This window comes from Evansella tamaricis (assembly GCF_019042215.1).
In the GTDB taxonomy this organism is placed as follows: Bacteria; Bacillota; Bacilli; order Bacillales; family Salisediminibacteriaceae; genus Evansella; species Evansella tamaricis.
The window spans coordinates 1-9,431 of sequence record NZ_JAHQCS010000004.1 but is presented as its reverse complement, the minus strand read 5'-3'; the positions used below and the strand labels follow the sequence as shown (position 1 = coordinate 9,431).

Here is a 9,431-nt window from a genome sequence, read left to right as displayed (position 1 = left end):
TATCGCTTCATCATTATAATGAAGGAATTCATATCCCACTTTGCTTGGCTTTTTGTTTAGTTTTCAAAGGTCAAGTTAAGATGTTGTTGTTTTTTTACAGCAACTCTTACATTATACCAATATAACTTTCGGTCGTCAAGAACTTTTTTGATTGTTTCTCAAAATTTGTTTTTGGCGACAAATATTAATATACCATTTCCCAGTCATTTCGTCAACAACTTTTTAAACTTCTTTTTTTTGCGAAAGCTGGTGAAGAACAACTTGGATTAATAATATACCAAATAAAAAATACTTAGGCAATGTTAATTAATGGCAAAGGATTGTCCATAATTGTTCTCTAAGAGAGATGGGCGAGTGGGAACCACCACCAAATTGTTTGGATTATTTTTTATTTATCTTTAGTTGTTTTTTAATTATCCATTCCATAACTGACCACGGGAGAATACTTCTTGCAAAAATGGAGCTTTTCACACCTTTACCTATTTGATATCTAAGCTTCGGTTTATGAGAAGAACAAATTTTTGTAATCAATTGAATAACAGCATCAGGTGTTGCTGCAGTTTTCGCAGTTTTCTCTGCATTCTCTTGAATAGTCTGGACAAGTTCGTTGTAATCCTTATGATTAGTTTCAATAACATTTGCCAGTCCCTTTTCCCAAATGTTCGTTTTAAAAGAGCCTGCCTCTATAATAGATACATGCACATTGAACGGAATTAATTCAAGCCGAAGGGATTCGCTATATCCTTCAAGGGCAAATTTCGAAGATGAATAAGGAGCCATTCCTGGAAATCCAAATCTCCCACTAATACTTCCTATATTAATAATCTTCCCTTTACGTCTCTCCCTCATCATTGGCATTAGTGCATTTGTCAGAGTGATTACACTGAAAAAGTTAGTATCGAATTGCTTTCTCCACTCATCACTTGCAATATATTCACTAATTCCACCTAAGCAATAACCAGCGTTATTAATGAGAATATCGATCTTGCCAAATTTATTCATAATATATTCCTGAAGTTTAAGAATTTGATGGTCTTTTGTCACATCCAACTCAAATATCTCCATATTATCTACTAGATTATGATCAATCATTTTTGAGTGTAATAAATTTTTGTTCCTCAGATCTCTCATTGTTGCAATAACGTAATATCCTTTTTTGGCAAGTTCCACACTTGTTAAATACCCAAAACCACTGCTTGTACCAGTAATAAGAACTATTTCCCTTTCCATCAGATAACTCCCCCTCTTCCGTAATATATCTTATCATTCATACGGAATATATGGTATTTAATTCCGGAGTTTGTCATAGGATTTTATGGACGAAGTGGACAGGGGTGATAATAAATGAAGGAATGGCTTTCTACCATAGAGATGACTTTAATAGGGATGATTATACTCCGATTACTTTCAGGATCTTTTGAAATAACTGCTGCACTGCTCATGCTCAAATTTAACAGTATTGAAAAAGCTCTTGCTATTAATGCGATTCTAGCTATTGTGGGACCTTTGGTTCTGATATTAACCATGACAATCGGCCTTGTTGGTATTGCAGATAAAATGCCATTTAGTAAGTTATTAATGGTAGGATTAGGAGTGTTGTTGATTTTAATAGGACTTAGAAGATGAAAACTTATATAATATAATAGTAAAGAAGTTAAAAGAGTTCATAAAACTTGGACTTCAATTCGATTCTCGGAAGTCGGTCTATTATATGAAGCGACGATTTAAATCAAGAGAAAACATTGCAATTCATAAGATTAGGTATAGTGGCCAACATCGCTATTCCTTAGATTCATAGGTGATAAAAACTTTAACATACTTTTAACCAAGGATTTCTCATCTATCGTACAAACGAAATTCTCAGAGACATCAAATCGACATTGAGCCTTCTAATATAAATCGATTCACTAATTCTACACTAGCTTGACTACTTTTCACCACACCATATTTCCCCCGTTCCAATTATCTATAGTCAAGGTCATCCAAAAACATTCAATCTCATAAAACTTGTACAGTCAGTCTGTTTTTTAACAAACAAAATGAAAAATCCAGCCACATAGGCTGGATTAATGTTGTCTACTACGCTATTTTAGGGGTAATTGGAGTGACAACGAATTTTGGTTGGCTTACTAGTTTTAGTATACTTCAGTTATCCGACAAATTTCAATAAAATTCGTGTCGAAAATGTGAATTTTGTAATCGTTTTCACATCTGGTACGTAAAGGTTTTTGATCTATGATACAGAATGATTATGGAAATCACTCTTCTATTATATCCATTTCTACATCTCTTATTTTATAACGTATTCCTTGCTGTTAAATGTATCTGCAAACATTATAATTCTATCACGATCCAGCTTACTTACATCTGCAGTTGCACCATTGACCTTTTGAACGATTTTTTTCCAGAAAATTCATGTTAGATAAGAGTAATTCCCCACCAAACAATCCCGTAGTCACTGCAACTTTCCTAAGAGATTCGGGAAAAGCCTTCTCAAACTGTTCCTTTGCCAGTTCTCCTTCATGCATGCAGCAAAGGAAAAGACCTAACTTTTTGGAAAGTAAAACATCATGGTGTTTTTTTATAAACTGTTTTATTTTTCCCTGAATGTTTCCCATATGAATCGATCCACCAATTATGATGGCATCATAATTATTAATATCTGAAAGTAGTTTTTCTTTTTTTATATCAATTAAATATGTCTCACTGTTTAGTTCACTTCTTAATAACCTGGCAGCTTTCTCTGTCGTTCCATGTGAAGAACAGTACACCACTAACGTTTTCATTTTATTCCCCCCAATTCATGTTTTCTTTTATGAAACCAACAAAACCCCGCTCCACATTTTCTGTTTAGCCGGGTTCTGGAAGTATCAATATAATTATAAGATTGTTTTTTATTCAACAGCACGGGAAAATTTGGCAAATTTATTACACTTTTTTAATATCCTTCAAAAAAAGTTCTCTTAACTGTATAGAAATTCTTTCCTATATTACTTTCCTAAACGTAAATGTAATCATTCGTTTTAAGAATATGGTAAAATCATTGTGTTGCTAACCATTTATCTTACATAGGAAAAAGGAGGTGGATACTACGGAAAAACATCCTTTTATCCGTTTTTTAGGTGTTATATGCTATGTAACTGCTATTCTTTATTTAACAGAGGCATTTTTCCCTAATGCCACTTTAATGATTATTTACAGTCTATTAGGTGGATTTTTACTCCTATGTACCTTTCCATTCCTACCAAAAATCAGTCGGATCATTGTCCTGATGCTTGTTCTATTCGGTATAACTTGTTTTTACCTCGAAGAAATACCGATTCAGGAAGCGGTCTTAGGGTTTGGCAGAAACACAAACTTGCTTTCTCTCTTTCTTCTCATTCCACTAATTGGAACATTTATGACAACAGCTGGTTATTTAGAATCTTTAAAACGATTCGTCCAATCTTGGGAAAATAAAGGTGGACATCACCCTTATCTTATTAGTTTTATATTAACCGCCACTACCGGTATAATTTTAAATTTCGGATCCATGGCAATAGTGAAAAAAATTGCAGATCAGAGTTTCACCTCCTTCCGTGAACAACTATTAACCTTAACGATTATGAGGGCATTCGGGTTTTGTATGCTGTGGTCACCCTACTTTGTAAATGTTGGACTCGTTCTAGTCGTCTTTGATTTAACTTGGGTGGACATTGGGAAATACGGAATGGTCCTTGCTGGAGTTTACCTTATTCTTTCTCTATTAATGTATAAATATATTGCCTTCCCTGATGATCCCATTATTCATATGGATAAGAAGGAAGAAGGAAAAATACAGAGAACATCGCTTGTGCCACTTCTAAGATTTAGCATAGTTCTTATTGTTAGTTCATTTTCAATTGATTATATGCTCGAAGTAAATATGTTGACCGTAGTTTCCGTTGTAGCCATTGTTTTACCATTCATCTGGGCTTTATTCAGTAAAATACTTAAGTCTTTTTTTCAGGATGTTCTTATTCAGGTCCAATCATCGTTTTTTTCATTAAAAAATGAACTTGCTATATTTATAAGTGCAGGATTTTTTGGAATGGCTATATCTCAAACAAACATTGGCCCCATTATGTCTGAATTTCTATTTAGAACATCGTTAGGTTCCGTTTATGCTTTAACAATTTTATTAGTATTGTTAACAACAGGGCTAGCTCAGATAGGAATTCATCCTGTCATTATAGTCATAGGGATTGGAAGTGCATTGTCTCCAGATAAGTTCGGCGTCAGCCCTGAATATTTAGCTGTCGCTCTTCTTGTAGCTTGGACGATTTCTACCACAATTTCACCGTTTTCAGGGCAAATTCTTATGGCATCTAAATTAATGAACAGACAACCCAGTGTTATTATTCGTCAAAACGTTTTCTTTATTATAATTGTAGCTGCTGTGCTAACATTCACTTTATATAGTTTTTATTTATTTGGTTTTATTTAATAATTCTTGAGAAAACATCCCCTCCATATAGAAAGGTGTAACCTATGAATAATAAAGAATTGGAAAACTATATTATTAAACAATATCAAAATGATGAACAGATCATGATTCTAATTTTTGCTCAATGGTGTATAAACCACCATCTTGATCCGGAAGAAATGTATAGACGAGCATATCCAAATCATGAAAAAAATCCATCCTTACAACAGAGTATTAAACAAACAGTTTCAAAAGAAGAAGCAACAATTATATCTGATGATTCCTTACTCCATGTCCTCTCTCTTTTTGGTAACGATGATCTGGCGTTTATCGTCTCAGAAGAAATTTCGAAACAAAAAACCACAAAATAAGAGGGGTGCACCGAAAAAGTTGTTTTATACTTTTTCAGTACACTCAATAAGAGTATAGACTTTTCCAAAAAAGAATTTTAGGAAAGATTTGAAACCTTATTCTCTTTGTTTCGTATTTTTAATTATGGAAGTGAAGCTAGTTGAAAAATTATGATACTATTAGAATAGAAAAAATACGGGAGGGATTACCATGTTTCGATTTTTCAATCGTGTCCGAACCATTGTATCATCAGAATTAAACTCTTTATTAAACAAGGCGGAAGATCCTGGCAAGTTGCTCGATCAGTTTATTGTCGATATGGAAAAAGATATTTCCGATGTAGAAGCAGCAGTAGCAAAGCAAATAGCCAATGAGAAAGTATTAAAATCTAAATTAGATGAGGCTACAGCTTATGTTACTAGACGGCAAGAACAGGCATTAAAGGCTTTGGAGTCCGGTGATGAAGATTTGGCTAGACGAGTTTTAGAAGATAAAAACAAACAGCAGAGTAATGCCGATTCCTTAAAAGTTGCTTATGAAGAAGCTCAAAAGTTATCTGGAGAGTTGAAAGAAAAGTTGCGGGAAATGAAGTCTGAGCTAGATGAAATGAAAATGAAAAAGGATTCCTTAAAAGCCCGTTCTGAAAGTGCTAAAGCTAGAGCAAAAGTCAATAGAACACTTTCAGGAATTGGAACAGGAGCAAAAAGTGGTTTTGAAAGAATGGAAGAAAAAGTAATTTTGCATGAAGCAGAGGCCGAGTCTTCCGAAGAACTTCGTAACATGAATAAATCATTGGATGATGAATTATCTGCCTTAGATACAAACAGTGCAGTAGATAATGAATTAGCGGCACTAAAGGCTAAACTACAAAATAAAAGTGAATAATCTAAACCGACTTTTTAATGACTACACAAAAAGAAAATGCACGGAATATATCCAAGCATTTTCTTTTTATTTATTTATTTAATTAAAATTTTCTTCCTCCACCTGATCTTCCTCCCCGTGATCCGAAACTCGAACCCCCTCCACGGGAACCACCCCAGCCAGAGCCTCCTCCAGACCGACCACTTCCACCACGGAAGCCTCCACCTCCAAAACCTGAACCACCACCCATATTTGTAGGTCCCCCAAATGTATTTCTTCTGGAAGTTGTCATAGTCGTCATTCTCTGTCTGGCTATCCTACGATTATAATCATCCTTCATATCTCTAATAATTCTTCTTCCAATTTCAATCTCACTAAGAACTTCCTGATACCTTCCTTCACGCATATAACTGTTCACCTGATTTTCACAAGCTTTAAAGCGATTTCGGAAACTCGAAGGTAAGAGTGTAAAACCATAACGAAGTTCTGCAGACTGATAACTCTTAAGAAGATCACTCCATTGTCTTTCCACTTTCCTTTTTTCCTCTTTGATAAAAGATATTTTTTTACAGAAGTCCACAATATCTTGTTTAAGATCACCAGTCTTATATTCAAGCAATTCAACATCCATTGGCGTTTGAGTTAATTCCCGTTCCAAAACCTCCAGATTCTCTTCATAATTTCTTAAAGAATCTTGATTCACCGGTAAATTTTCTTGCCTTATATCCATTGAAGCTTGACTTACACCTTCTAATAATTGTTGATGCGTTTGGGATAACTGCTGTTTTCTCTCCGTTAAACGATCGAACTCTTCAAAACACTCATTATACAGAGCCTTTACTTTATCAAATTTATGAAACGTATCTGTCATGGTATCATAGGCCCTTTTATAATATTGTACATCAAGCCTTAAATCTTTCTCGATAGATGGTAAAACACAGTTCACTTGATTAACAATATCAATCATTTGTAAGAATTTGTCAGGAATTTTGCGCCAATGATTCTCTGTGTAGTGAAGTTTCAATCTTCCAATTTCTGAAGAAAAAGATGTTTCCAGTTTTTCATAGTTTTTAATGTCAGCTTTAAGTTGATGAAGGTTTTTAGTTGTGTTTTCACGGTAATAAACAATTTTTTTAGCAAGAGATTTTGCATTATTGAGCAAAGAAGTAATGTTATCTAGTATTTTTGTACCCTCTTCCACATTCCCATCTGTAATGCTGTGGTTGAAGTCGCTGTATGCATCTCTTGCTTTTATAATATAGGAAGTGGGATCGTCCTCCACTAACATTAAGTTTTCCCTTTTTATATAATCTTGTAAGTCTTTTTCTACTGTTTCCATTTCTTTGTAAATGGTATCCTGCTGTGTAAGGAGATTTTGCAGACATTGAAAATCTGATTTTAATGCCTCCACAACAGGATTAACATCACTAATAGTATTGTGGGCAGAAAGAAAATCAAACGAATCCTGGATTTCCAATACTTTATTTATTTGACTTTTTGCCTTGTTAATGTTTCCTTCAAAACTGCTGAAATGTTGATTAGTTTCAAACTTCAATCTAGAGAAGGAACTTTCAATTTTTTCTAATGATTCCTTCCATTGACTAATCTTAGTGGCTGTTTCTAATTCTAAATTAATATATTTTTGAATATCTGTTGTCAAACCTTCTAAATTCGATTCATTTTCTTTTGTGTCTATTTCATAGGAATTTAATTTTTTACTGAACTCCTTTAAACCTGTCTTTGGAATGATGAGGGATTCAATGTCCTTTTCTCGCTGTTTAACTGTATTTAATAAAGAAAGCAATTCTGTATTCAAAGATTCGAAGGTCTCTTTCGTATACCCTTTCGTCATGTTTAATTTATCAGTTGTTTGATTGTATGGATCAAGCACTTTTGAAAGGAGTGCTTTTTGCTGTTCCAATAACTTGTTCCATTGTTCTTTCACCTTTTTATGTCTAACAATCATTAATATAATATAAATAATGAAAATAAAGAGCAGAATTCCACCTAGTAAGGATAAAAAAACAAAGGGAGAAAATGTCGTTGAACTTGCTACCGCTTCATTGGAATTTTGTTGACTTTCACTATTAGGAGCAGTACTACTTCCAGCTGCATTACCTAAAGATTCAACTTCTGTAATCAAGGACTGTATGCCCCCAGCAAAATCTCCATCTTGTGCATAAGGGATGAAATAATTGTCCAATAACGTGCCATATGGATCTGTTGAGGATACTACACGAACCGCTCGGTCAATCGTAGTATTAGGCCCTACGTTCATATATATTTCACTGTCTTCATAGGAAAGGATTATAACAGCATCATAGCCCTCACTACGCACTTCATCAAAAGTCTGTTCCGCAACATCTTGGATATCACTCCCATTTAAACTATCTATTGTGAACACATAATAGTTAAATTGAGAATTGTCAAATTCTTCTTCTATGAATTCTATTTCATTGGAAGAGAAGAAATAATTAGCCCCGTCCTCCACGGAGACTTGGGCAAATACGTTCATCGGAAATAGGAGGATCAGAAACATGATTCCTAATCCTTTCATAAAACTTTTCATTAATTTTTCCCCCTTTCATCAATAAATGTAGCTTATTCTTATACGTACTTAACACTAAAAAAGTTACACTTTTGTTTCATCAGCTAGATAGGTTTTTCCATCTTTTTGTGTAATTCTTTTTTCTTTCATCAATTTTCCTAAAGCACGTTTAAATGCTGCTTTACTCATATAAAAAGCATCCCGGATCTCATCAGGATCACTTTTATCGGTGTATGGCATAACCCCTCCGGCATTTTTTAAATAGTCTACGATGGCATCAGCGTCTTCTCCTATCCCTTCTTGCTTAAGGGGTCTTAAAGACACATTAAGGGTTCCATCATCTTTTACTTCAATAATCCGTCCTTCCACCCATTGGCCAAGTCTTGGTTCTTCCTTCCGTTCAGAAGAATGAATAAACCCTCTGAACCCTTCTTCCGTAATGATAAAAGATCCTACTTTAGTAGCATTGTATACTCTGCCACTTGTTGATTGATGGAGCATTGTTTTCTTAGCCATATCCCTTTCTTGTTCAATCACATTTTCCGTCACTGGACGAGCCAATAAACGACCTTTCCTGTCCACATCTAATGTGACAAAAAGCTCATCTCCTTCGATCGGCCATACATCTTCCATTAATGGGAGATCATCCTTAGATACAAGAATTTCTTTTTGTATCCCGATATTAACAAAAACACCTAGATTTTTCACTGTATTTACCACTTCAGCCCAGCCATATGTATGCTGCTGTATATCAGGAATTGTCATTGTTGCAACTAGTTGTGCCTTTTTATCCTGGTATAGAAATACTTCCACTTCTTCCTCTACTGAGAGATTTTCTTTCGCTTCACTAATATGTAGTAATACCTCGGTTTTTCCGTCCGATAAAACAAAACCTGTCTCAATTTTTCTTAGTACTTTTAAGTCATGTACGGTACCTGCCTGTAGCTCATTCACGTAGATTGCACTTCCTTTTAAGTCATTTAATTACTTGATTATTATTATAACTTATTATTACCACCGTTAAAAATTTTCCATACGAAAAAGTATTTTCATAAGAAAAGCGCAAGCGCCTTGGTCACAGGCGAAAGTCACTGCCTCTTCCTCTTCTAGCTTTTCTAGGATGCGTATCCGTCCATCGGGCAGAACGCCACGTCCTGTGGCATGCCCGATATTAGGACGTCCTGTCCGTCGAGGCAACTCGAAGCATATTCGTGAAGATTTCCT

9 protein-coding genes are annotated in these 9,431 nt (G+C 34.7%); 4 read left to right on the top strand and 5 right to left on the bottom strand.

The window, feature by feature from the left end; genetic code table 11:
- Positions 1–381: 381 nt before the first annotated feature.
- Positions 382–1,230 (bottom strand): SDR family oxidoreductase, encoded by an 849-nt coding sequence (locus tag KS419_RS00195; protein ID WP_217064078.1) that lies wholly within the window; start codon positions 1,228–1,230, stop codon positions 382–384.
- Positions 1,231–1,344: 114 nt separating this feature from the next.
- On the opposite strand from KS419_RS00195, the gene KS419_RS00190 reads away from it, so the two are divergent.
- Positions 1,345–1,626, top strand: coding sequence for a YqhV family protein (locus KS419_RS00190; RefSeq protein WP_217064077.1), 282 nt, complete (start codon positions 1,345–1,347; stop codon positions 1,624–1,626).
- A gap of 731 nt (positions 1,627–2,357) precedes the next feature.
- Here KS419_RS00190 and KS419_RS00185 read toward each other — a convergent pair.
- Complete coding sequence (locus tag KS419_RS00185; protein ID WP_246593564.1) at positions 2,358–2,786, bottom strand: flavodoxin domain-containing protein; 429 nt, start codon at positions 2,784–2,786, stop codon at positions 2,358–2,360.
- 296 nt (positions 2,787–3,082) lie between these two features.
- Here KS419_RS00185 and KS419_RS00180 point away from each other — a divergent pair, with 296 nt between their 5' ends.
- The 3 genes from KS419_RS00180 (at position 3,083) to KS419_RS00170 (ending at position 5,680) form a co-directional block, all read left to right on the top strand.
- Positions 3,083–4,465, top strand: coding sequence for a hypothetical protein (locus KS419_RS00180; protein WP_343215003.1), 1,383 nt, complete (start codon positions 3,083–3,085; stop codon positions 4,463–4,465).
- Between the two features lie 44 nt (positions 4,466–4,509).
- Positions 4,510–4,815, top strand: a complete 306-nt coding sequence (locus KS419_RS00175) for a hypothetical protein (protein WP_217064076.1) — start codon at positions 4,510–4,512, stop codon at positions 4,813–4,815.
- Positions 4,816–5,005: 190 nt separating this feature from the next.
- Entirely contained in the window at positions 5,006–5,680 is a 675-nt protein-coding gene (locus KS419_RS00170; protein WP_217064075.1) for a PspA/IM30 family protein, read from the top strand.
- A gap of 82 nt (positions 5,681–5,762) precedes the next feature.
- Here KS419_RS00170 and KS419_RS00165 read toward each other — a convergent pair whose 3' ends face one another.
- From KS419_RS00165 to KS419_RS00155, 3 genes are all read right to left on the bottom strand, one after another.
- The gene (locus KS419_RS00165; protein ID WP_217064074.1) at positions 5,763–8,228 is read right to left on the bottom strand and encodes a septation ring formation regulator EzrA; all 2,466 of its coding nucleotides are present in this window, start codon (positions 8,226–8,228) and stop codon (positions 5,763–5,765) included.
- Between the two features lie 63 nt (positions 8,229–8,291).
- On the bottom strand, positions 8,292–9,161 hold the full coding sequence (locus tag KS419_RS00160) for a CvfB family protein (protein ID WP_217064073.1): 870 nt from the start codon (positions 9,159–9,161) through the stop codon (positions 8,292–8,294).
- Positions 9,162–9,227: 66 nt separating this feature from the next.
- Positions 9,228–9,431, bottom strand: a 204-nt coding sequence (locus KS419_RS00155; protein ID WP_217064072.1) for a hypothetical protein, incomplete at its 5' end; no start/stop codon positions are given.

Coding starts and splice junctions, on each gene's coding strand:
- KS419_RS00195 (WP_217064078.1), bottom strand. CDS start 1,230: ATGGAAAGGGAAATAGTTCTTATTACTGGTACAAGCAGTGGTTTTGGG.
- KS419_RS00185 (WP_246593564.1), bottom strand. CDS start 2,786: ATGAAAACGTTAGTGGTGTACTGTTCTTCACATGGAACGACAGAGAAA.
- KS419_RS00190 (WP_217064077.1), top strand. CDS start 1,345: ATGAAGGAATGGCTTTCTACCATAGAGATGACTTTAATAGGGATGATT.
- KS419_RS00170 (WP_217064075.1), top strand. CDS start 5,006: ATGTTTCGATTTTTCAATCGTGTCCGAACCATTGTATCATCAGAATTA.
- KS419_RS00165 (WP_217064074.1), bottom strand. CDS start 8,228: ATGAAAAGTTTTATGAAAGGATTAGGAATCATGTTTCTGATCCTCCTA.
- KS419_RS00175 (WP_217064076.1), top strand. CDS start 4,510: ATGAATAATAAAGAATTGGAAAACTATATTATTAAACAATATCAAAAT.